The sequence below is a fragment of the Pseudomonas sp. NPDC047961 genome, assembly GCF_050272435.1.
GTDB lineage: Bacteria > Pseudomonadota > Gammaproteobacteria > Pseudomonadales > Pseudomonadaceae > Stutzerimonas.
This window is the reverse complement of the sequence record NZ_JBNNMD010000002.1, coordinates 902577-925756: the sequence shown is the minus strand read 5'-3', so window position 1 is coordinate 925756 and position 23180 is coordinate 902577. Positions and strand designations below refer to the sequence as shown.

Sequence of the window (23180 nt, the reverse complement as noted above, 5' to 3'; positions counted from 1 at the left end):
CTATTTCTCCTGCTTGCGCAGGCCGGCGACGCTGAGCAGGGTCAGCAGCGGAATCGCCAGGAGCATCGGGATGAAATACGGGTACAGGTCGACCAGGCCCAGCGCCTTGGAAAACACCCCGCGGCTGATGATCAGAAAATGGCTGGTGGGATAGAGTTTGCCGATAAAGGCGCCGAACCCTTCCATTGCCGAGGTCGGGTGGATCAGCCCGGAAAATTGAATCGCCGGCAGCAGGGTGACGATGGTGGTGCCGAAGATGGCCGCGATCTGGCTGTTGAGGATCGACGACATCAACAGACCCAGCCCGGTGGCGCAGGTTACGTAAAGCAATGCGCCGAGGCAGAGGGTCAGGATGCTGCCCTTGATCGGGATACCGAAGACGAACACTGCCAGCAGTGCTAGGGTGGCGAAGTTGAACATGCCCAGGGCGATGTAGGGCAGCTGCTTGCCGAGCAGGAACTCCAGGCGGGTGGTCGGGGTGACGTAGAAGTTGGTGATCGAGCCCAACTCCTTCTCGCGCACGACACCCAAGGCGGTGAGCATCGCCGGAATCATCATCAAGAGCAGCGGAATCATCGCAGGCGCCATGGCTGGAAGGCTCTGTACATCGGGGTTGTAGCGGTAGCGGATGGCGACGTCGGCCGGCGCCAGCTGCCCGTCCACGCCGGCTTCGCGGGCCAGTTGCTGCAGGTAGGTCAGATGGATGCCCTGCACGTAGCCTTTGATGGTGTCGGCCCGCATAGGCATGGCGCCATCGATCCAGAACGCGACCTGAGGCACGGCCCCGCGTTTGAGATCGCGGCCGAAGTTGGGTGGGATTTCCACCGCCAGGCTGATGTCGCCGCTGCGCAGGCGTGCGTCCAGTTCGGCATGGCTGGCCAGCGCCGGCTTTTCCAAGAAGTAGCGCGAGCCGGCGATGTTCTGCAGGTAATGCTGGCTGGTGGTGGTCTGGTCACCGTCGAGCACGGCATAGGTCAGGTTTTCCACATCGAAACTGACCCCGTAACCCATGATGAACATCAGCAGCACGCTGCCGAGCATCGCCAGCGTTGCACGTATCGGGTCGCGGCGCAGTTCCATGGCCTCGCGGCGGGTGTAGCTGAGCAGCCGACGCAGGCTGAAACGAGCCTGGCGGGCGCTGTTGCTGGTCGCTTCGATCGGGCCGCGCGTAGCGGTTGAGGTGGCTGCCGGCTGTTCGCCGGCATGCGCCGCCGCGGCTTCCTCCAAGTAGGCGATGAAGGTCGCTTCGAGCGTCGGCAGCCCGCGCTTGGTCATCAGCGCCTGCGGCGTGTCGCTGTCGAGTACCCGGCCGGCATGCATCAACGAAATGCGGTCGCAGCGCAGTGCCTCGTTCATGAAATGGGTCGAGATGAAAATGGTCACGCCGTCTTCACGTGACAGCTGAACCAGCAGTTCCCAGAAGCCGTCGCGGGCAACCGGATCAACGCCGGAAGTGGGCTCGTCGAGAATCAGGATTTCCGGATTGTGGATCACCGCCACCGCTAGCGACAGGCGCTGGCGCACGCCTAGCGGCAAGCGACTGGGCAGACTGTCGGCGTCGCCGGTGAGATCGAAGCGCGTGAGCATCTCCTGCACGCGCGGCCCGCGCCGTTCGGCCGGCAGGTGGAACAGCCGGGCGTGCAGGTCGAGGTTTTGCCGCACGGTCAGCTCGCTGTACAGCGAGAAAGCCTGGGACATGTAACCCACGCGTTGGCGGGTCTGCATGTCGTGCGGGTCCACCGGCTTGCCGAACAGCAGCGCCTCGCCCTCGCTGGCCGGCAGCAGGCCGGTGAGCATCTTCATGGTGGTGGTCTTGCCGCAGCCGTTGGAGCCGAGGAAGCCGAAGATTTCGCCACGGGCGATGCGGAAATTGACCTGGTCCACCGCGACGAAATCGCCGAAGCGCATGGTCAGACCGTGGGCCTCGATCGCAATGCTGTCGCTATGCGGCTGCGGCGGGATGACCAGTTCTCGATGCTGATTGCGTTTGGCGTCCGGCAGTAGCCGGATGAAGGCCTGCTCCAGAGAGTCGCTGGCGGTGCGCGCCAGCAATTCGGCTGGCGTGCCGGTGGCCAGCACGCGGCCGGCGTCCACCGCCACCAGATGGTCGAAGCGCTGCGCCTCGTCCATATAGGCGGTGGCCACCAGTACGCTCATTTGTGGGCGCTCGCGGCGGATGCGCTCGATCAGCTCCCAGAACTGTGCACGTGACAGCGGATCGACGCCGGTAGTGGGCTCGTCGAGGATCAACAGATCGGGGTCGTGGATCAGGGCGCAGCAGAGGCCGAGCTTCTGTTTCATGCCGCCGGAGAGTTTGCCCGCTGGCCGTTCGAGAAAGGACGCGAGGCCCGTGCTGCGGGTCAGTTCAGCAATGCGCCAGCGGCGCTCTTCGCCCGCCTGGCCGAACAAGCGGCCGAAGAATTCGAGATTCTCGAAAACGGTGAGTGTTGGATACAGATTCTTGCCCAGCCCCTGAGGCATGTAGGCGATGCGCGGGCAGACCCTGCGCCGGTGCCCGGGATCGGCGATGTCGCCGCCGAGTACGCCTATCGAGCCCTGCTGCAGCTTGCGCGCCCCGGAGATCAACGCCAGCAGGCTGGACTTGCCCACCCCATCGGGGCCGATCAGGCCGACCATGCATCGTGCGGGCAAGGTCAGCGTCAGCTCATCCAGAGCGCGCGTCTTGCCGTATTGCAGGCTGACCCCGGCAACCTGCACCACCGAATCGAGCGGCTCGCTCATGGCGTTACATTGATCTGCAGATCGGCGGGCCACTCGCTTTCAGCATCGAGCTTCAGATAGGCCATGCCCGGCAGACCAGTTTTGACCTGTTCCATGTGACGCTTGAGCAGTTCGGGATCGATGCGCGCCTTGACCCGGAACATCAGCTTTTCGCGCTCGCTTTCGGTTTCCACGGTCTTGGGTGTGAATTGCGCCACGCTGGCCACATAACTGACCTTGGCCGGAATCACGTACTGCGGGGCGGCGTCGATCACCAGCCGTACCTCGGCACCGATCGCCACGCGTCCGGCCTGGCGTTCGGGTAGGAAGAAGGTCATATAGACGTCGGCCAGATCGACCAGATTGAGCAGCTTGCCCCCCGCGCCGAGGACTTCGCCGGGCTGCGCCACGCGGTATTGCACGCGAGCCACCCGGTCGCTCTTCAGTTCGCTGTCGCGAATGTCCGCTTGCAGTCGCTCAACGCCGGCTTGTGCCGCCTCGACAGCCGAGCGCGCCTCGATCACCTGGGATTTCGCCGCGGCAATGCCGGCGTCGGCAGACACCACTTGTGAGCGTGCGGCGGCGAGCGCCGCCTGGGCGCTTTGCATCGCGGCCAGGTCATCGTCGAGCTGCTGTCGCGCCATGGCGTTGCGCGCGACCAGGGTTTCGGTCCGTTGGTGGCGCTTCTGGGCTGCGGTCAGTTCGGCTCGCCGCTGGGTGACGACGGCTTCGGCGGTGGCGCGCTCGCTTTCCCGCTGAGCGACCATGGCCTCTGCGGTGAGGATGGCATTCTCGCCCTGGCGGACCTGCGCACGCGCCTGGTTCAGTTGCGCCTGGAGCACATCGGTATCCATACGCGCCAGTACCTGGCCCGGCTGGACGAAATCACCCTCGTCCACGAGGATTTCAATCACCCGGCCTGGGCTCTTGGTGGCGACATCAATCTCGGTCGCTTCGATGCGACCATTACCGCTGGCGAACCCTTCGCCGAGACCGCTGGGGCGCAATTCGCTCCACAGCAGCGCCCCGATGACGGCAATCACGGCGGCGGCTGCGAGAACCTTGAGTGCGGCTCGGGTGCGTGGCTGACTCATGACTCTGCTCCGGCTATTAATCGTCCGGAGTCATCTTAGGCGCTCTAATACGCTACTTGTGTGTATCTGGATCAATTCCGAGGCGATTAACGCCTACCGTACGGCAGTTGCTCAGGGCAGTTGTCGGGCATGGCTCAGCGTCCATTCGAGAATATCGGCACTGAGCCGGTCGCTGGCCTGGCCGAAGGCCTCGACCACACTTTCCACGCTGGGGTCGGCGCTCGGCTGACGGACCTCGAAGCGGCGGTTGGCCAGGGTGCGCTGGTCGTTGCGATTGACCAGCCGCGCATCGAGGGTAATCACCACCACCGGCTTGCCGTCGATGTAGACGGTCTGGAAGGCGCGCAGATCGCTGTGCAGGCTGAGGTCCGCATAGAGATTGACGTCTTCGTTGCTTACTGAAGGCATGCGCCCGTCGCGCTGGAAGGCTTCGATCAGGCGGTCGCGCAGCAGCACCGGCGCAGCGTCGCTCCAGCGTGCGCCGCCGTAGGCACTGATCTCGTTGCCCTGCGGCACGACGGCGATGCGCTGGCCAGAGAGAATGCGGCTGGCCTGCGGTGTGTTGATGCGCAGCGCCTGCTGGATGGTCGGCTCGCTGGCTTGCTGCGGCATCGGTGTGGTCGGCAGCAAAAAGATTCGCAGGGTCTCGGACTCCGGCAGCACCGAACAGGCGGCGAGGGCCGAGAGCAGCCCGAGCAGCGCAAAGCGGGACAGGGATTGGCGAAGGCTCATGGGTTGAACTCCTGCAGTTTGTCGCGGCCGAGGAGGAAACCACTCGGGTTGTCTTCCAGTCGCTGGGTGACCCGGCGCAGCGCACCGAGGGTGCTGCGCAATTCGTTGATCGCCGGGCCGAGTTCGTTGAAGCCCTGCATGCCATTGTTCAGCGCGCCCTGATTTTCTTCGAGCAGGGTATCCAGGCGCGAGGTGGTGCGGTCCAGCGCGCTCATTGACTGCGCTGCGCTGTCCAGCACGCTGCGGCCCTGATCATCGAGCAGGTCATTGGCGTTGCGTGTCAGGCTCGACAGCTCACCCATCACGGTATTGGCCTGTTGGCTCAGTTGGTTGAATTGCTGGAGTGTCTGGGACAGATCGCCGCGTTGCTCCGAGAGCACGCTGGTGGCCTGTTCCAGGTGCTCCAGCGTGCGGCTCAGGCGCGTGGTGTTCTCCTCGGAGAAGATCTGGTTGGCGCTGAGCAGCAGGTTGTTGATGTTGCTCATCAGGTCTTCGCCGTTTTCCAGCAGTGCGCTGAGTGAGGACGGGTCTGCAATAATCAGCGGTGGGTCTTCGCGGTCGCCTTCGAGCCGCGGGGCATCCGGGGTACCGCCGTGCAGCTGTATGACCATGCTGCCGGTGATATTGGCCAGCGCCAGGCGCGCCTGGGTATCGGTTTTGATGGGCGTGCCGGCGTAGACGCGGATCCGCGCTCGAACCTTGCGCGGGTCGTCTGGCTGCAGCCACAGCTCGGTGACATCGCCGACCTTGATGCCGCTGTATTCCACCGAGCTGCCACTCGACAGTCCGCTGACGGCCTGGCTGAAGCCGATAACGTAATAGCTGTATTCCCGGTCCATGCTGGATTTGCCCAGCCACAGGGCGAAGAGCAGGGCGCAGCCGACGGCTGCCACGGTAAACAGTCCGATCAATACATGATGGGCGCGAGTTTCCATTATGGTTTCTCCAACCGTTGCGCGGCTTCGTGCGCGGCGCGGCCACGAGGGCCGTGAAAATATTCGCGAATCCATTCGTCGTCAGTGGCGGCGACCTTTTCCAGCGTGTCGACCACCAGTACGCGTTTTTGCGCCAGCACGGCAATGCGGTCGCAGATGGTGTACAGCGTGTCGAGGTCGTGGGTGACCAGAAATACGCTGAAGCCCAGCGCATCGCGCAGGGTCAGGATCAACTGGTCAAAGGCTGCTGCGCCGATCGGGTCGAGGCCCGCAGTGGGTTCATCGAGAAACAGCACCTCCGGATCCAGCGCCAGCGCGCGAGCCAGGGCGGCGCGCTTGACCATACCGCCGGACAACTCGTCGGGATATTTGCAGGCGGCTTCCGGCGGCAGACCAGCCAGCGCCAGCTTCTGCCGGGCCAGATGTTCGGCATCGGCGCGTTTGAGGCCGATGTGCTCGATCAGCGGCAAGGCAACGTTTTCCTGGAGGTTGAGCGAGGTGAACAGGGCGCCGCGCTGGAACAGCACGCCGAAGCGCCGCTCGACTTCCGAGCGGCGCTGGGTCGAGAGCTTCAGCAGGTTCTCACCGAACACCTTCACGCTACCGGCATTGGGCCGGCGCAAGCCGACGATGCTGCGCAGCAGCACCGACTTCCCGGTGCCAGAACCGCCGACCACCCCAAGGATCTCGCCGCGACGGATATCCAGGTCGAGATTGACGTGCACCGCCTGTTTGCCGAAGCGATTGACCAGGCCCTGGACCTGAATCACGGGTTCGTCTGTCCTCACCAGCCCATCTCCATGAAGAACAGGGCGGCGACCGCATCGAGCAGGATCACCATGAAGATCGATTGCACCACGCTGGAGGTGGTGTGTTCGCCCACCGACTGCGCGCTGCCGCTGGCCTTGAAGCCCTCCAGACAGCCGATCACTGCGATCAGGAAGGCGAACACTGGCGCCTTGGCCATGCCGACCAGAAAGTGGTTGAGCGGAATGTCGCGCTGCAAGATGGTGAAGAACATGGCGGGCGAAATGTCCAGCGCCAAGGAGCAGACCACCAGCCCGCCGACGATGCCGCTGAGAATGCCGATAAAGGTCAGGATCGGCAGCGTGATCAGCATCGCCAGCACCCGTGGCAGTACCAGCAGCTCGATGGGGCTCAAGCCAAGGGTGCGGATGGCGTCGATTTCCTCGTTGGATTTCATCGCCCCGATCTGTGCGGCAAAGGCGCTCGCGGTGCGCCCGGCTAGCAGGATCGCCGCCAGCAGCACGCCAAATTCTCTTAGAAACGAGAAGGCAACAAGGTTGACCGTATAAATGGTCGCGCCGAAGTCGGCCAGCACCGTGGCGCCTAGAAAGGCCACCACCGCACCGACCAGAAAGGTCAGCAGGGCGACGATGGGGATCGCGTCCAGCCCGGTTTGCTCGATGTGCGCCACCAGCGCGGTTACCCGCCAGCGCCGCGGGTTGGGGAGCACGGTGAACAGGGTCTGTAGGGTCAGGCCAATGAAGCCGAGCAGGGTGCGCTGTTGATTCCAGACCCCCGACACGGTACGTCCAACATGGGCCAGCACATCGGCAAAGCCATTGGTGGCCGGCGCCTGCTCGGCTTCTGGCTGGTCCAGCGCGGCGGCGACGGTTTTCAACAAGGCTTGGCGTTCCGCCGGCAGCTGCGGCGCCCAGTCGCTCAGGCGGGCCACCCGTGCGGGGCCGATCAGTTCGATCAGTAGCCCGGCGCCCGCGGTATCCAGCTCGCCAAGCGAATCGAGTTCGACCCGATCGGTGTCTGTGACCTGGCGGCGCGTGCGCTCTATCTCCCGCCGCAGCGTCGCATAATGCTGCAGGGTCCAGTCGCCGCCAATGGTGAGTGTGGCGTGGGCGTCCTGTGTCGGCTGCCGCTGCAGACTGCCTGGCAGCGAAGTGGGGTGCGTCAAAGTGGTATCCCGTAGTGCTGGTAGCGGGGCGACATACGCCGTTCCCCGTAGCATTGCCCAGATCCTAACAGTTCGGACCTCGATCACGAGGTTACGTTTAGGTCTCTGAGGCTTCGAATATGGGCAGTTGGTCGATAGGGGCGCAATTTGTTACAGGCCGGCACGAACTATCGACCGCTTCCGACCTCCATAGCGTGCACGCCGACGACCATGCTCGGTACGCGCCGCGTCGAGGGGCTGCTATCTTACGCCGCCTTTGTTGACGTCTTCATCACGCCCGCGATTCGGGCCCTGCCAACTCCACCTTCCCGATCTCAGCAAGAGCTACCGATTGCCTATGAATTACTTGCGCGTCCTGCCGTTCCTCGCGGTGCTAGCGGTCATCCTCTTCAGCGGATTGCGGCCGGAACCGGTTCCCCAGGTGTTCGACCAGCAGGACAAGCTGCATCACATGCTTGGCTTCGCCGCGCTGATGTTCTCGCTGCGCCTGGCCTTTCCGCAGTGGAGCGTGTTCTGGGCCGTGGCGGCAAGCCTGGCGGCGGCCACGCTGATCGAAGTAGGGCAGAGCCTGCTGCCCAATCGACAGGCGTCGCTGGGCGACATGCTCGCTAATACCCTTGGCGTTCTGCTTGGCTGGGGTTGCGCATACGTGGCTCATCAGTGGTACCTGCGCCGGATCGGCGTGACCACAGATCCCGAGCCATCCGAGTCGCCCGAGCGGCTTGGAGACACCGCCCGTCCGTGAGACCGGCGACAGTCGTCATTCGGCCGAGTCGCCATGCCGGCGCCGTGTTCGGCTGACGATTCCGGTAATGATCATGGCGATCAGCGCGCCGCCGGCCGCCAGGGCGATGTCCTTCTGTGGGTCCCAGCGATCATTCTGAGTGGCGAGAAAGGTGCGCCCCAGGCCGCCGTCTAAGACTTCCGCGCCTGCCCACTCGATCAGCTCGTAGATCGCCGAGGTCGACAGCACGATGTCTATCGGCAGTACCAGGCTCCAGAATCCAGGGCGCAGGCCCATGCGAACCAGCAGTTCACGCATCGGATAGGCCAGCAGCAGCCCATAGCTGAAGTGTGCCAGGCGGTCGAACTGATTGCGCTCCCAACCCAGCTGTTCATTCAAGCCTTCGCCGGTCAGCGCCTGCCACCAATCGTTGTAAGGCACGTTGGCGTAGGTGTAATGAGCGCCAAGCTGATGAATGCAGAGATAAAGGAAGATCAGCGTCGCGGCGCTGCGGGAGGGCAGGTAGTGCTTGTGCCCCAGCAATAAGGCCGCTGCCAACCCCACCACCAAAAGGTTCTCCAGCAGCCAGTCATGGCGGTTGAACGGATCGATCGCCAGCGCACCCCAGATCAACAGGAACAGGCCGACCAAGGTCAAAAGGTAGCGTCGGTGTCGTCTGTCTGTGGCCATGCGTTCTCCAAAGTCGATTTCCTTGTTTTTTAGGACAAGCGCAACGACTTAAGGGTCCACCGCTTACAAATTCGACCGGTTATCCAACTTTTCCCGCCTGAGGAGTGTCACAAAACGTGACCCACAGCGAGGCGGACCATGCGGCTGACCCTAACAAACGACCTCACCACAGCACGCTTGCAGCCGCGTGGCGTCTGCCTGTTGCTGTTGAGTGCGGTGCTGGTGGGGTGCGACGGCCAGCAATCGGCGCTGAACCCCGCTGGTGCCGGCGCGCAGAGCATCGCCACGCTGTTCTGGTGGATGGCGGGCGGTGCGCTGGTCATTTGGCTGGTGGTGATGGGCATCGCCCTGTATGCCACCCAGGCACACCCGGAAGCTCACGGTATCCGCAGTGCCCGTTGGCTGATCATCGGTGGCGGCATCATTTTTCCCGTCGTGGTTCTGACCGGCCTGCTGATTTACGGGCTGATGCTGATGCCGCAACTGCGCTCTTCCGAGAATGTCGCCCTGCGTGTCGATGTGTCGGGTGAGCAGTGGTGGTGGCGGGTGCGCTACCGGACCGATGCGGGGGAGGCCGTTGAACTGGCGAATGAAATAAGACTGCCGGTGGGTGAGCGGGTGGCCTTCAGCCTGACCAGCCCGGACGTGATCCACTCGTTCTGGATCCCATCGCTGGGCGGCAAGGTCGACATGATCCCCGGTCGGGTCAACGAGCTGGTGCTGGAGCCGACCGAGACCGGCACCTTCCGTGGCGCCTGCGCCGAATACTGCGGCACCTCCCATGCGCTGATGAATTTCGCCGTAGTGGTGATGACCCGTGAGGCCTTCGATCAATGGCTAGCCGAACAGGCCAAGCCCGCGCAGCAACCGGAAACGGAATTGCAGCAGGCGGGCCAGCAGGCCTTTCTCGCCAATGGCTGCGGTGCCTGTCACCAAATTCGCGGCACTGCCGCCGACGGCACGGTCGGGCCCGACCTGACCCACGTCGGCAGCCGCCTGACCCTGGCAGCCGGCACGCTGCCGGCTGATGTCGACGCCTTCCGGCGCTGGATCGGCCACAGCAGCGCGATCAAGCCAGACGTGAAAATGCCCGCCTTCGGCATGCTGCCTGAGGCACAGCTGAGCGCCATGGCGCATTACCTGAAGGGCCTTGAATGAGCGAGCCGATTGCATACCGCGACCCGCAGGACGAAGCCCGCGCCAAAGGGCAGGCCGAACGCCTGGCCGCAGCCTGGAAGACACCCACCGGCTGGCGTTACTGGTCTGCGGTAAACAACACCGAGGTGGGCCTCTGGTACACCGGCGTGTCCTTCCTGTTTTTCCTCTTTGCCGGCGTGCTGGCGATGTTGATTCGCGCTCAGCTGGCGGTGCCGAATAACGATTTCCTGTCGGCCGAAACCTATAACCAGGTGTTCACGCTGCACGGCTCGGTGATGATGTTTCTCTTCGGCGTGCCGATTTTCGAGGCCTTCTCCATCCTGATCCTGCCGCAGATGCTCGGCGCACGAGACTTGCCGTTCCCGCGCCTGTCAGCGTATGGCTTCTGGTGTTTCATCATTGGTGGCGTGTTCGTTTGTGGCTCGATCTTTTTCGGCGTCGCGCCGCAGGGTGGCTGGTTCATGTACCCGCCGCTCACCACCACCTATCAGGACGGCCTCGGCGCGGATATCTGGCTGCTCGGGCTGTCATTCATCGAAGTGTCTTCGATCGCGGCGGCGGTGGAGTTGATCGTCGGCGTGCTGAAAACACGGCCGCCGGGTATGCGCATCAACCTGATTCCGCTGTATTCCTGGTACATCCTGGTGGTCGCGGGAATGATCCTGTTCGCGTTTCCACCGCTGATCGCGGGCGACCTCTTGTTCGAGCTGGAGCGCGCATTTGACTGGCCGTTCTTCGATGCCAGCCGTGGCGGCGACCCGCTGCTCTGGCAGCACCTGTTCTGGATCTTCGGCCACCCCGAGGTCTACATCATCTTCCTGCCTGCCGTGGCGCTGGTGGCGACCATCGTGCCCACCGCTGCCGGGCGGCCCATTGTTGGCTACAGCTTCATCGTGCTGGCAGCGGTCGGCACCGGCTTCATCAGTTTCGGGCTGTGGGTCCACCACATGTTCACCACCGGGATGCCGGGCATCTCGCTGGCCTTCTTCTCGGCAGCGTCCGAAGCGGTGGCGATCCCCACTGGGGTGCAGATCTTCTGTTTCCTCGCGACAGCATTGGCGGGACGCTTCGTCAAATCGGTGCCGATGCTGTTCGTCGCCGGTGCGCTGGCGATCTTCGTGCTGGGCGGCCTGACCGGTGTGATGGTGGCGCTGGCGCCGTTCGACTTCCAGGCGCACGACACCTATTTCATCGTCGCGCATCTGCACTACGTGCTGATCGGCGGCATGCTGTTCCCGGTCATCGCTGGCCTCTACTACTTCTTCCCGCTGGCGCGCAGCAAGACGCTGTCCGACCGGCTCGGGCGGATCGCCTTCTGGCTGATGTTCATCGGCTTCAACATCGCCTTCCTGCCCATGCACTTCACCGGTCTACTCGGGATGCCGCGGCGCGTCTACACCTACGCGCCGGGTATGGGCTTTGACGTGCTGAATATGGTGTCGACGGTGGGCGCCTTCATCCTCGCCGCCGGCGTCGCGGTGCTGGTCTGGGACGTCATGCGGCCCAAGGGCAAGCAGCCCTACAGCAAGCGCAATCCGTGGAACGCCGGGACCCTCGAATGGCTCGCAGAAATGCCCGGCATGCCCTGGGGCGCGCGTTCGATTCCGATCATCAAGAGCCGCTACCCACTGTGGGACCAGCCGGACCTGATGCGCGACGTCGATGCTGGGCGCTTTTACCTGCCCGACGCCGAGGAGGGCAAACGCGAGACCCTGATCAGCAGCATCATCGATGCCGAGCCGATCCAGTGCCTGCGCGTGCCGGGCCCGACTTTCCTGAGCATGTGGGCGGCGATCTTCACCGGCGGCCTGTTCATCTTCGCGACCTACAGCTGGTACGTCGCGGCGCTGGTCAGCGGTGGCCTTGCGCTGATCACCATCCTCATCTGGCTGTGGACCGGCACGGCGGTGATTCCGGAAAAGCCGAAAAAGGATATCGGCCTGGACGTGACGGTGCCGCTCTATGCCTCCGGCGCAAAGTCGGTGGGCTGGTGGGCCACCTTTATCACCATGATCGGCGACATGAGCGCCTTCGGCAGTCTGGTGTTCGGCTACTTCTTCTTCTGGACCGTGCATGAGAATTTCCCGCCCGCCGATGCCGCCGGCCCCGGCGTGTTCTGGCCGGTACTGGGACTGGGATTGATCGCCGCCTCCTGGGCGCTGACGCTGCTGGCGCGCCGCTGCAACTTTCGCGATCAGGCGGCGGGCTTCTACGGCTCGCTGGGGTTGGCGGCGATCTGCACCCTGGCGGGGGCATACTCCATGTGGGCCGGGCCGCATTTCAGCGGCCTCGATCCCACCAGCAATGTCTATCCCGCCACGGTGTGGGTGCTGGTGCTCTGGTGCCTGATACACCTGTCCATCGGCCTGATCATGCAGCTCTATTGCTTGGCGCGACGTGCGGCCGGCCGGATGACGGCGGTGCATGACATCGATATCCGCAATATCGCATTGTACTGGCATTTCATGCTCATCACCGTCGGCGTGACCGTCGCGGTCATCGCCGGCTTTCCGGAGGTGCTATGAGTGAAAACCTGAGCGAACAGCAACGGAATGGCGATCAGCAAGCCCCTGAAGCACCGCCGCAAGAGCGCGACACCCTCTGGCTGATCACCTTCAGCCCGACCATCTGGGCGGCGCATTTTCTGCTGTCCTATCTGGCTGTGTCCGTGTGGTGCGCGAAGGTGGCGGGCCGCAGCGGCGAGCTGGGCGACATTCGCCTCGCCATCGGCGTGCTGACATTGATCGCGCTGGTCGGCATTGGATTGACCGGCTGGAAAGGCTGGCGTCACCACTCCTTTGGGCATGCAACGGCGCCGCATGATTTCGACACGCCCGGCGATCGCCATCGCTTCCTTGGATTTTCGACGCTGCTGTTGAGCGGCCTGAGCTTCGTGGCGACGATTTTCGTCGCCTTGAGCGTGGTGTTCATCAGGAGCTGCGCATGATCTGGCGGCGCCTGTCGTTCATGCTCGGCCTGACCACGCTGGGGGCAGTCTGGCTCGGGCCCTTGCCCGACATGGCCGATCGGCTGTTCGTCGGCCATATGCTGATGCACGTGATGGTGGTGGCGGTGGCGGCGCCGTTACTGGCGATCGGCCTTGCTGGCGGCCGGTTTGATTTCTCCAATCACATCCCGTTTCTGTTCTCGCCGATCCTGGCTTCGGTGATCGAGTTGTTCGTGGTTTGGGCCTGGCACATGCCGGCGCTGCACCATGCGGCGCGCACCTCGCAATCGGCGGAGTTGTTGGAACAGGGCAGCTATCTGTTCGTTGGGCTGTTGGTCTGGCTCGCGGCATTTGGCGGTGTGCGTCATCAGCGCGCGCTGGCCGGCATTGCCGGCCTGCTGCTGACCTCGATGCACATGACGCTGCTCGGCGTGCTGCTGGCGATGTCGAGCCGACCGCTGTTCGAGCACACCGGCTCGGCACTCTCAGGCATGAGCCCGCTCGAGGATCAACAGATGGGCGGCGTGATCATGTTGGCTTTTGGCGGCAGCGCCTATCTCATCGGCGGGTTGTATCTGCTTTTCGGGCTTTTACAGGACAAGCGCAATGCCTTTTCAGTCAGCTAAACGCATGGTCCGGCGATGCTCGGCGCCGCTGCGGCGCTGGCTGTGCTGGCTGACCGGTGGCTCGTGGAAGCGCGTTGTGGCGGCCATCGCGTTGATGGCAGCGCTGGCGGGGACGGGCGCGTTCGTGCTGGTTTCGCTGGGACTGGTCTCGATCAGTGCCAGCTCGGGTCACTGGAAGGCGACCGGCTGGATGCTGCACTACGCCATGCGTCGTGCGGTGAGCACGCAGTCGATGGGCATCAAGGTGCCGCCGCTGGACGATCCGGCGTTGGTGCTCAAGGGGGCTGGGCACTATCACACGGGCTGCCTGGCCTGCCATGGCGGCCCCGGCCAGGAACGTTCGCTGATCGTCCAGCAGATGACCCCCGAGCCGCCTTACTTGCCGCCGCGGATCGAGCACTGGGAGCCGCAGGAGCTGTTCTGGATTGTGAAGAATGGCGTGAAATTCACCGCCATGCCGGCCTGGCCCGCGCAGAAAAGGGACGATGAGGTCTGGGCCGTGGTGGCATTCCTCCAGGCGATGCCGAGCATGTCGCCAGAGCGCTATAAGCAGCTTGCGCTGGGCGGGCGCAGCGAAGAGACCGCCAAACCCGTCACGCCCGATCATCTGCGGCCGCTGAAGGATCCGCTCGGTCCGGTGTTGGCCAACTGCAACCGTTGCCATGCCGAAGATGGCGGCGGCCGGGGCGAGGGCGCGTTCCCCCGATTGGCCGGGCAGAGCGAGGCATATTTGCTCGGTGCGCTGCAGGCCTACGCAAGCGGCGAGCGGCATAGTGGCATCATGCAGCCGATCGCCGCAGGTCTGGAGCCGGCGGTGCTCGAAGCACTGGCGCAGCATTACGCCGATCTGCCGCCAGTCAGTCGCACGGACGCTCCAGAGCCGACGCCGGACATCCTGGCCCAGGGCCTGTCGCTGGCGGAGCGCGGTGTGCGTGAACGCGGCATCCCGTCCTGCGTCCACTGCCACGGGCCCAAGGACGGTCCTCGCAATCCGATGTATCCGAACATCGCCGGGCAGTACGCTCGCTACCTGAACTTGCAGCTGGAGCTGTTCACGGCGGGTAAGCGTGGCGGTACGGGGTACGCCCATATCATGCACAGCGCCGCGCAGCGGCTCACGCCGGAGCAGATGCAGGCACTGGCCGATTACTACGCGTCGTTGCCGGCAAAGGTGGCCGGGGCGCTCGATAAGCCCGCCCCAACCCGCACCGAGCCGTCCGCGCAGACCCCTTTACCGCAAAAGAAGAGGTAACCGATGTTCGACAAAATCGTGGAAATCGTTTCGGCATTGGGCTACGTCGGGGTTTTCCTGCTGATGTTGCTGGAGAACATCTTCCCGCCCATCCCGTCGGAGCTGATCATGCCACTGGCGGGCTTCGTCGCGGCACGGGGTGATCTCAACTTCATCGCGGTGATTCTGGTCGGCACTGCTGGCTCAGTGGTCGGTGCGCTGCCCTGGTACTACGCCGGCGCCAAACTCGGCCAGAAGCGCATGAAGCATTTTGCCGAACGCTGGGGGCACTGGTTGACCCTGTCGCCGGAGGACGTCGATAAGGCCAGCGAATGGTTCGATCGCCACGGCAAGGGCGCGGTGTTCTTTGGTCGCCTGATTCCGGCGGTGCGCACCCTGATTTCGGTGCCAGCGGGTATCGCCGGAATGTCGATGACCAAATTCCTGATCTATTCGACGCTGGGTTCGCTGATCTGGACGGCGCTGCTGGCGCTGGCCGGTTACCTGCTTGAGTCGCAGTACCAGAAGGTCTCGGAGTACCTCAATCCGGTTTCCACCGCGATTGTAGTGTTGATGGTGCTCTACTACCTGTACCGGCTGATTCGTCAGCGGTTCGCCAGCAAAAAACAGTAGACCGTGACGCCCGTTCGCGGCGCCACGGTGGTCACTCAGGCCGCGCCAGCGGTGTGGTGCTGCGTCTGGTGTGTACGCTGACACTGATCGATCACGGCGAAGACCTGCTGCCACATCTGCTCGGATTGTTGCTTGAGCTGAGCGGTACGGGTCTGGATCAACGCCTGGATCCGCGCGGCATCATCCGTCACCAGGTCGATCTTGCGCTTGATTTCCGCCTCATCGGTGGTGACCTGAACCAGGCCTTCAGGGAAACCGTAGTCTTCGAACAGCATCTGGTACTTGTGGCTCCAGCCCGTGGCCAAGGCTGGCACGCCTTGGGATAGCGCGCTGACCAGCCCGTGGAAACGACTGCCCAGGGTGCCGCTGCAGGCGCCGAGGATGCCTTTGATTTCCAGTGCGCCGCTCTCCTTGACGATTGGAATGCCGCCTACCGCCGCTGACAGTTCGTCAGCCAGGCGCTGATCGTCCTTGCCTTCGTGCACCAGCACGAAAGGCTTGGCGCCCTTTTCCAGCAAGTAGCGCGTGCAGCTGATCAGGAACGGCAGGTAGGCATCGCGCGTCTTCTGGTCGGTCTTGTCCAGCATTCGGCAGTTGGGGACGATGCAGAAACGGTTCTGCTCGGTATCGAAGCCCTGCGGCAGCACACCGGTGATGAGGTTGGTGAAGTCCGGTGATTGCTTGATCTTCGCCTGCTCACCCACCAGCTCGGTGAGATGCTCGTAGGACACGCGCTCGCGAGGGAAAATCAGGTCGACGTTATCGACCACCGTTTTCATTGCCGCCCGGTTTTTCTCCGATTTGAACGGCCCAAGCGCTTGTGGCATCAGGATCACCCGGGTGCCGTTCTTGTGCCAGCGCTTGGTTGACTGCGCCAGCTCCGCACAAGGATCCTCGCCCCACTGATCGCTGTAGGCGAAGCCCGCCGCATCGATGACCACGTCGACTTCTTTATCCAGCACCACGCCGTACATCTCGCGCAGCGGACGTGGCGCAAAGTTGGCCAGCGTGCCCCACTGGATGCCGTAGCGCCACAGCCAAGCCTTGGGATAGAAACCCAGCTGGACCAGCTTGCGGAACGGCTGCTCGGCTTTTTTCGGGGTCGGGGCCATCACGAAGGTAGCGTCCGGATACCGGGTCCTCAGTTTCTGCAACGCCGCGTGCAACATCAGCTCAGCGCCTTTATTGACGAAGCCTGCCTTTCTGATCTCGATAATCATCGCTTACCTCAGTTGAATACAATCAAGTCGTCTGCGGTCTTCTTGTCCGAATATGGAATCCCTCCCGTTGGATCGGCATAGCCCACCGCGAGGAGCATCACGGTACGCTCCTGGTAGGCCAAGCCCAGTATTTTCGCCAGTTGACGTTCTCTTTCTTCGACGTCAGGCCAGTTGATCGAGCAGCTCGACAAGCCCAGGCTTTCCAGTGCCAGCATCAGCTGCATGGCAGCCAGCGAGCCGTCGATATAGACCACGTGGCGGTCGCGTGCCTCTGGATAGCAGCCCAGGTCGCCGACTACTGCGATCACGCAGGGCAAATTGTCGTGGAAACCCGCCGTGCCGCCGGCGCACTTGGCGACCTCGGCGGCCTTTTCCTTGCCGTTGCTGACATAGAAGCGAAACGGCTGGCGGTTGCAGGCCGATGGCGCCAGAGCCGCGGCGCTTACCGCCTGTTCGACCAGCTCATTGCTGACCGGCTTGTCCTGATACCAGCGAACCGAGCGGCGACGGCGGAACAGCACCATCAGCTCGTCATAGCTAACCGGGCAGTCCGGCAGTTGGCTGTGGGGATAGGGCACGCAGCGGTTGGTTTGGTCGGGGTTCTCGGTGCTGGTGAAGGCGCGCTTGGCCGAGTCGATGCGCGGCGTGCTGCCAACGGCTGAGAAATAGTCAGTAAGTACATCGTTGGCCCAGCGCTGTTGGCCGTTGACCACGCCGGCCCGGGTCGCATCGGCATAGCAGCGAACCGTCGGGCCGATGTAATCCTCGGCAAAGGTGCTGCGTCGCGGACGCATGATCAGTCCCTTCTCCAGGCGATGCACGTTGCGCCGCAGGAAAGCATCGTTCTCGCCCTTGCCGCGCATGCGCTGAGCGAAATGCAGTCGGCCCAGCAGCACCGCACGGTGCTCCCGGTCGAACTCACGGCTGATCAGGCAGTAATAGACAGAAGACAGGAAGCCGCTGGAGGAAAACAGGCGGACCAGGGCCAGGCCAGTGTTATCCCGGGTTGCCTTGATGGCGTTCTTGACGGGATCAGGCAAGGCTCTGGCGAGCGACATGAGGCTCATCGGGTGGCTCCTACGGCGTTGAATGCGTAACGGACCGGGCTGAACATCGACTTAGTCATCATGTAAAACACCGGGCGGGTCTTCTTGTGCACCAGCAGTGCAGCGTACGAAGCAACCGCATAAGAAATGAGCGTGGCCATGGCGGCGCCTTCACCCCCGTAACGAGGGATCAGCAGCAGGTTGAGGCCGACATTGGCCAGCGCGCCGAGGCCCTGGGTGATCAGCGAAAACATCAGTGCGCCCTCAATCAAGATCCAACGGCTGAACGCCGCGCGCATGAAGATGAACACGCCGGCCCAGATATGGATGGTGAGGATCGAGGCGGAGTTCTGGTACTCGTCGCCGAACAGCAGGGCGATCACAGGTTCGGCGACGAGCGACACCAGCACCGCCACGGCAATGGCGAGAATGAACAGGACGTCGAAGAGCTGCTGGAAGCGCTTGTTGAATAGCGCCAGGTCGGCCGCATGCAGCTTGATCAGCTTGGGGAAGAACGACGCGACGATGGCGATTGGCAGGAAGTACCAGGCCTCGGAGAGCTGTGCGGCCACGGCATAAACGCCCACCTCCTCGGCACCCACCATCCACTTGAGCATGACCTGATCAATCTTCATGTAGATCACTGCGAAGATCGAACCAAGGTACAGAATCCAGCCCTGGCTGAGCAGCTCCTTGGCCTTAGCGAAGCTGGCCTTCCAGCTCATCAGCGAGACCGTGGTGGTGCCTTTGTAGAGCAGCGCGAGGATCACCGCGGCGATGATGAACTGCGCGGTATGCGCGAAGGCGAAGGCTATGACGCCGGCGCCGCTGACGACCATCAACAGCTTGAGGCCTGCCGAGAGCAGTATTGCGCTGGACTTGGCGATGGCCGGATAGCGGGCCTGCACCTGGGACTGAAACCAGTATTCCACCACGTCGAACGTCTGGAAGAAGATCGCCGAGGCGACGATCAGCAGCATCCAGAACTCGGTGCCGCCAACTTCTTCGAACATCCACGCGTAAACGAAGACCAGAATGAAACCGAGGGTCATGCCGGTCAGCTTAAGCATGAAGGTGGTGCCCAGCGTCTCCGGAACCTTGTCCGGCTGCTTCACCACCTCGCGCACCACCAGGCCTGCCAGTCCCATGTGACCGGCCGAGGCGAAGATCGCGGTCATGGAAATGGCGTAAGCGAGAATCCCGAACTGTTCCGGTCCCAGATAGCGGGCCAGCACAATCGCCATGAGAAAGCCCACGCCGATGTTCAGCAGCCGCTCCGCCATCATCCATGAAGCATTGAACAGGTACAGCTTGAGTTTGTGGAAGAGGGTGGTGATAGCGCTCATCGAGTGGCTCGGCTCCTCAAGGCTGGCTCCGTGGTGGCAAGCATTGCCTTCAGTTGCGCTGGAGTGGCGACGCACAGCAGACCGCGTTTTGTCTGGCATGTTCCGGACGCAGACATTTGGAAATGGATCGCGGTGCAATCCACTAAAGGCTGGCCAAGAGCCTCTAGAGCGAATCGGCTGCCGGCAAATGTCTGGCTGATTACAGGAGAGATGACTAGGTGAAAACCTGCCTCGCCGAACGCAGCCAGTCGGGGCTGATGGCCAATCGAAGGCACCGATTCGTCTCGCTGTGATTAATCTGATGGCCTTTTCATTCTAAAAGTGGAACTTTTGCCATCACTGCCCCTCTTAACCCTGCTGCCGCTGCTAGCCGCTCCCTGACCCATTTCGGTGTGCCATGGAACGCCTAGCTCGGCGACCAGCGAAGTGACTTTCAGCTGGTGCAAGGCTGCCGCGAAGGACTCGCGAAGCGTCAGGACTGACGCAAGGAATCGCTGCTCGGAGCGGCCGAAGGGACAGGACTCAGCCCAAACAGAAGAGCCCCGCATCGTTTGATGCGGGGCTTTTTTGTTTCTGGCTTACCGGTGGTGCGGGAGCTACGTGCGGCTAAATTGCATGGCCGGTTGCTGTGTGCAGGCTGCTGGCGCTGGGCATCCGAACTAACCTCGCTCCTGTGGTTACGCAGCCCTAGTACGCCCAGCTAGGCCGGACATCGACAGAATGGTTCTAACGAGCCGACTCAGGCGGCTTTCGCTTGGCGCGTCGGGACAGTATGTTCAGCACCTCTATACCGGCCGAGAATGCCATTGCTGCATACACATAGCCCTTCGGTACATGCGCGCCGAAGCCTTCGGCAATGAGCGTCATACCGATCATGATCAGAAAGCCCAGGGCGAGCATCACAACCGTAGGGTTATCGTTGATGAACTTGGCCAACGGATTAGCGGCAACGAGCATCACGGTCACTGCGACGACGACAGCGATCACCATGATCGAGACATGTTCGGTCATGCCAACCGCAGTAATGATGCTGTCGATGGAAAACACCAGATCAAGTAGCAGTATCTGCGCGATGGCTGCACTGAAACCCATCGTGACCGCGTTCTCGAGCGGCTTGCCCTCAAACATGTCGCCGCCAGGGGTTGGGTCCATGGTGTGGTGAATTTCTTTCGTGGCCTTCCACAACAGAAACAAACCACCCGCAATCAGAATCATGTCCTTCCAGGACAAGGCGTTTCCGAACAGTTCGATTACCGGCTCGGTCAACTGAACAATCCAGGCTACGGTACCTAGCAGGCCCAGCCGCAGCACCAACGCCAAGCCGATACCGATGCGTCTGGCACGCTCGCGCTGATGCTCGGGAAGCTTGTTGGTCAGGATGGAGATGAAGATTAGGTTATCGATACCAAGTACCACTTCCATGGCAATCAACGTGGCCAGAGCCACCCAGGTGGTAGGTTCGGAAAAAAGCTGAATAAGCGATTCCATCAAGACTCTCAAGAAGGTTTGCGATCAGAACCCACGCCGGAATCGGATGGGGAGCAAAATCATAGCCACAAACCATCCTGGCGAGGCCCGAGCACTCGGCCCGATTTGTATCAAGTCATTTGGTCGGCTGTTGTGTCGATAAGTGTTCGCGCCGACGCAAGAAGCGGCAGTGACGTTAAGCCCTCAAAACCATACACACTTCAGTCGCTACTCGACCTAGATCTAATGGATTGCCGGACGGAGCAGGTATTGCATAGTGGGGCGGCAGTATTGGCGCACCTTCTCCACCATTCCTCGAGTTTTCGAAATGAACGCCTTTCAGATAGCGTTGTGTGCACTCCTCAGCCTCGGTGTACTGGGGACGGGCGCCTTGCTCGATTACCGGAACGCTGATCGAGACAGGGCGGCCAGGACCACCGATTACTCAAGCCCCAGTACTCTCCTAACAGGACGCACAAAGCAGAAAGAAGATGAGGCGAAGGACAAGCCCACCGCCTGAACTTTTGTTTAGCTTCTGGACCGATCTACCGGCTCGGCCTCTACAGAGGTCGAGCGCGGGAAATTGAATATTGATCGGCGTTACCGGGCTGGTTCTTACCGACTAACGGTCCCTGCTTTTCCCGTCGACCCTGCCAAGCGGCTGAACATGGCAGCTGCCCTCACGCCTAGGTTTATCAGACTGCCTGCGGCGCCGGCGCCTTAGCCTCACCCTTGTTGGCAACGCTAAAGCTCGCTCGTCCTTTACCGGCGCCTTTGGCGCGGTATAGCGCTTCGTCAGCTGACCGAAGTGCGTCGGCAAAGTCACCGCCTGACCAGAGCGCGCCGCCGACGCTGCAACCGATGTTGATAGATTCGCCCGCCAGCGATACCGGCTCGGCAAGCCTGGCGATCATGCGATCGGCCGCGCGCTGCACATTGCGCACGGATTCGCCTTTGCGCAGGCGCAGAAGCAGGACGAACTCATCTCCACCGTGCCGCACCGCGATGTCTCCGTCGCGGATCGAAGCCGAAAGCCGCAGCCCGACCTCATGCAGGAGCGCATCGCCTACGGCATGGCCAAAGAGGTCATTGACCGGCTTGAAACCGTCGAGGTCCAGGCACAGAACGCCGAAGCTCGATTGCCGTTCTTCTTCGGTCCTTACAGCTTCTACGTATTTCTGCAGCGCTGCCCGGTTCGGCAGTCCGGTCACGGTATCGCGATAGGCAATCCCTTCGACCAACGCCAGCTGACTTCTTTTTCGGGTCAGGCTGTCCACCAGATGCCGTATCGCAACGCTGAGGGCTTCGACTTCCTGCGTGCTTTTCAGTAGCGGAATCCGGACTGCGGCCCCTTCCGAAATGCGGGCCGCTGCGTCAACGATCTCTCGTAGCGGCTGGGTAATCATTCCCGCGACAAACCAGCCGATGACAGCGAAGGCCAAGGACAGCATGGCGCCCCAGATGAAAATCTCATTGCGTAACTGGCGTGCTTCGGCAAACGCGATGTTTGCGGGCTGGCGAGCAATGACGGTCCAACCCAATCCGGGGTAGTCCTCGAAGCCGACACTTTCGGCAAATCCCGTCAGATATTCTGTGCCGTCTGGCCAATGCACCACGGACCAATTCTGCACGGGACGGTCCCCGAGCTTGATTCCGATAGGTTTACCGATCATTTCTCTCGGGCCGAGCAGCACCGTCCTGTCTTTGCTAACGACAAGAAACTCCAACCCAGGCAAACGCTTTTGCAGTGGTTCAAACAATGATCTGCCAACCTCATCTGCCCACTCCCAGGAGAGATGGGTGGCCAGCACACCTGCCAGGGCCCCCGAGTCATCGCGTACCGGCATGCTTATGTCGACAAATTTCATCGCCTCGCCCGACGGGTTCGGCAGCAGTTTGGCCAGTAACACCGCCTCGTGTACGTCACCGATAAAGGTGTTTTCCACCCCGTTGAGGAATACGGGTCTGGCCGAGATGTCCACGCCCTCCAACAGGCTATCGGTGGAAGCGACCACCTTGCCGCGGGCGTTTGTGAGGCCGATCCAGGAGTAGCTGGGAAAGTGATCGCTCAGATGATTGAGAAGCGTGCGGGCTTCACCAACATTTTCTGGGTTGCGAAGCGCTTGGAGTTCACTGAGTACGGTCAGCTCTTTGGAGCGACCGTTCATGTCGCGGTCAAGGCGATCAACCATCGAGAACGCAGCTTCTCCGAGCTGTTGTCCCGTCCATTCCTTCAACCGTGAAATGGAAGACTCACCGATGGCGGTGCCGAAAATGCAGCTGAGCACGAATACGACCAGGGCGACGACGATGGCGAAACGCGCTCGCAAGCTGCGTAAAGGTGTGAGAAACATCAAGCGAAACCATAAGGGAGATATCAAAGCGCCAGACAAGATGGCGTCATACGCCGCTATGTCGGCCGCAGGGCTGGATTCTCCAGCCCGATTCATCGCAACGAGGTATCTGGGCCTCTCACAAGGCGGCGCTGCGTCAGCGACGTGTTTCCGGCACCGGGAGCGCTGAACAGAAACAAAAAAGGCCCACCATGCGGTGAGCCTTTTCTGTTGTTTCGTATGGTGCCGGCACCAAGAGTCGAACTCGGGACCTACTGATTACAAGTTTGGGGCTCCGCATACTGATGGTCATGGATCGAACGTGATAAACGCTAGTGTGACGC

Annotated in this window: 19 protein-coding genes; 7 read left to right on the top strand and 12 right to left on the bottom strand. The window is 62.1% G+C overall.

The annotated features are described in order from the left end of the window. From rbbA to ACQKIK_RS10430, 6 genes are all read right to left on the bottom strand, one after another. Complete coding sequence (rbbA, locus tag ACQKIK_RS10455) at positions 1-2742, bottom strand: ribosome-associated ATPase/putative transporter RbbA (protein ID WP_499135837.1); 2742 nt, start codon at positions 2740-2742, stop codon at positions 1-3. Next, positions 2739-3815: an HlyD family secretion protein gene (locus ACQKIK_RS10450; RefSeq protein WP_045423260.1), complete on the bottom strand. Its 1077-nt coding sequence runs from the start codon at positions 3813-3815 to the stop codon at positions 2739-2741. The genes rbbA and ACQKIK_RS10450 overlap by 4 nt, the downstream gene beginning before the upstream one ends. A gap of 111 nt (positions 3816-3926) precedes the next feature. Beyond that, positions 3927-4547 carry an ABC-type transport auxiliary lipoprotein family protein gene (locus ACQKIK_RS10445; protein ID WP_064480968.1) on the bottom strand — a complete coding sequence of 207 codons (621 nt, stop codon included), beginning with the start codon at positions 4545-4547 and terminating at the stop codon, positions 3927-3929. Next, positions 4544-5482 (bottom strand): MlaD family protein, encoded by a 939-nt coding sequence (locus tag ACQKIK_RS10440; protein WP_045423264.1) that lies wholly within the window; start codon positions 5480-5482, stop codon positions 4544-4546. Before ACQKIK_RS10440 ends, ACQKIK_RS10445 begins: the two co-directional genes overlap by 4 nt. Further along, entirely contained in the window at positions 5482-6270 is a 789-nt protein-coding gene (locus tag ACQKIK_RS10435) for an ABC transporter ATP-binding protein (protein ID WP_045423267.1), read from the bottom strand. The genes ACQKIK_RS10440 and ACQKIK_RS10435 overlap by 1 nt, the downstream gene beginning before the upstream one ends. Then, positions 6267-7469: an MlaE family ABC transporter permease gene (locus ACQKIK_RS10430; protein WP_064480967.1), complete on the bottom strand. Its 1203-nt coding sequence runs from the start codon at positions 7467-7469 to the stop codon at positions 6267-6269. Before ACQKIK_RS10430 ends, ACQKIK_RS10435 begins: the two co-directional genes overlap by 4 nt. 283 nt (positions 7470-7752) lie before the next feature. Here ACQKIK_RS10430 and ACQKIK_RS10425 point away from each other — a divergent pair, with 283 nt between their 5' ends. Next, positions 7753-8160, top strand: a complete 408-nt coding sequence (locus ACQKIK_RS10425; protein WP_064480966.1) for a VanZ family protein — start codon at positions 7753-7755, stop codon at positions 8158-8160. Between the two features lie 15 nt (positions 8161-8175). On the opposite strand, the gene ACQKIK_RS10420 is transcribed toward ACQKIK_RS10425, so the two are convergent. Next, complete coding sequence (locus ACQKIK_RS10420) at positions 8176-8829, bottom strand: DUF2238 domain-containing protein (RefSeq protein ID WP_064480965.1); 654 nt, start codon at positions 8827-8829, stop codon at positions 8176-8178. A 138-nt stretch (positions 8830-8967) separates the two neighbouring features. Between ACQKIK_RS10420 and coxB the strand changes: the two genes are divergently transcribed. Genes coxB through ACQKIK_RS10390 form a run of 6 tightly spaced genes read left to right on the top strand, consistent with a single transcriptional unit; the run spans position 8968 to position 15424 of the window. Further along, positions 8968-9987, top strand: coding sequence for a cytochrome c oxidase subunit II (coxB, locus tag ACQKIK_RS10415; RefSeq protein ID WP_064480964.1), 1020 nt, complete (start codon positions 8968-8970; stop codon positions 9985-9987). Continuing rightward, on the top strand, positions 9984-12512 hold the full coding sequence (gene ctaD / locus ACQKIK_RS10410) for a cytochrome c oxidase subunit I (protein WP_064480963.1): 2529 nt from the start codon (positions 9984-9986) through the stop codon (positions 12510-12512). The genes coxB and ctaD overlap by 4 nt, the downstream gene beginning before the upstream one ends. Then, positions 12509-12934: a hypothetical protein gene (locus tag ACQKIK_RS10405; RefSeq protein WP_064480962.1), complete on the top strand. Its 426-nt coding sequence runs from the start codon at positions 12509-12511 to the stop codon at positions 12932-12934. The genes ctaD and ACQKIK_RS10405 overlap by 4 nt, the downstream gene beginning before the upstream one ends. A 20-nt stretch (positions 12935-12954) precedes the next feature. After that, on the top strand, positions 12955-13560 hold the full coding sequence (locus ACQKIK_RS10400) for a cytochrome c oxidase assembly protein (protein ID WP_256586128.1): 606 nt from the start codon (positions 12955-12957) through the stop codon (positions 13558-13560). Further along, on the top strand, positions 13541-14812 hold the full coding sequence (locus ACQKIK_RS10395; RefSeq protein WP_196766721.1) for a c-type cytochrome: 1272 nt from the start codon (positions 13541-13543) through the stop codon (positions 14810-14812). Before ACQKIK_RS10400 ends, ACQKIK_RS10395 begins: the two co-directional genes overlap by 20 nt. A 3-nt stretch (positions 14813-14815) precedes the next feature. Beyond that, positions 14816-15424 (top strand): DedA family protein, encoded by a 609-nt coding sequence (locus tag ACQKIK_RS10390; RefSeq protein WP_046163366.1) that lies wholly within the window; start codon positions 14816-14818, stop codon positions 15422-15424. Between the two features lie 35 nt (positions 15425-15459). Here the strand turns inward: ACQKIK_RS10390 and ACQKIK_RS10385 are convergent, their stop codons facing one another. The 5 genes from ACQKIK_RS10385 to ACQKIK_RS10365 all read right to left on the bottom strand — a co-directional run bounded on the left by ACQKIK_RS10385 (position 15460) and on the right by ACQKIK_RS10365 (position 22857). After that, positions 15460-16644 (bottom strand): polysaccharide pyruvyl transferase family protein, encoded by a 1185-nt coding sequence (locus tag ACQKIK_RS10385; protein ID WP_064480959.1) that lies wholly within the window; start codon positions 16642-16644, stop codon positions 15460-15462. An 8-nt stretch (positions 16645-16652) separates the two neighbouring features. Beyond that, the gene (locus ACQKIK_RS10380; protein WP_064480958.1) at positions 16653-17711 is read right to left on the bottom strand and encodes a nitroreductase family protein; all 1059 of its coding nucleotides are present in this window, start codon (positions 17709-17711) and stop codon (positions 16653-16655) included. Further along, complete coding sequence (locus tag ACQKIK_RS10375; RefSeq protein WP_064480957.1) at positions 17708-19036, bottom strand: flippase; 1329 nt, start codon at positions 19034-19036, stop codon at positions 17708-17710. The genes ACQKIK_RS10380 and ACQKIK_RS10375 overlap by 4 nt, the downstream gene beginning before the upstream one ends. Positions 19037-19762: 726 nt before the next feature. Beyond that, entirely contained in the window at positions 19763-20524 is a 762-nt protein-coding gene (locus ACQKIK_RS10370; protein ID WP_064480956.1) for a TerC family protein, read from the bottom strand. A gap of 674 nt (positions 20525-21198) precedes the next feature. Continuing rightward, on the bottom strand, positions 21199-22857 hold the full coding sequence (locus ACQKIK_RS10365) for a diguanylate cyclase domain-containing protein (RefSeq protein WP_064480954.1): 1659 nt from the start codon (positions 22855-22857) through the stop codon (positions 21199-21201). Positions 22858-23180: the final 323 nt, after the last annotated feature.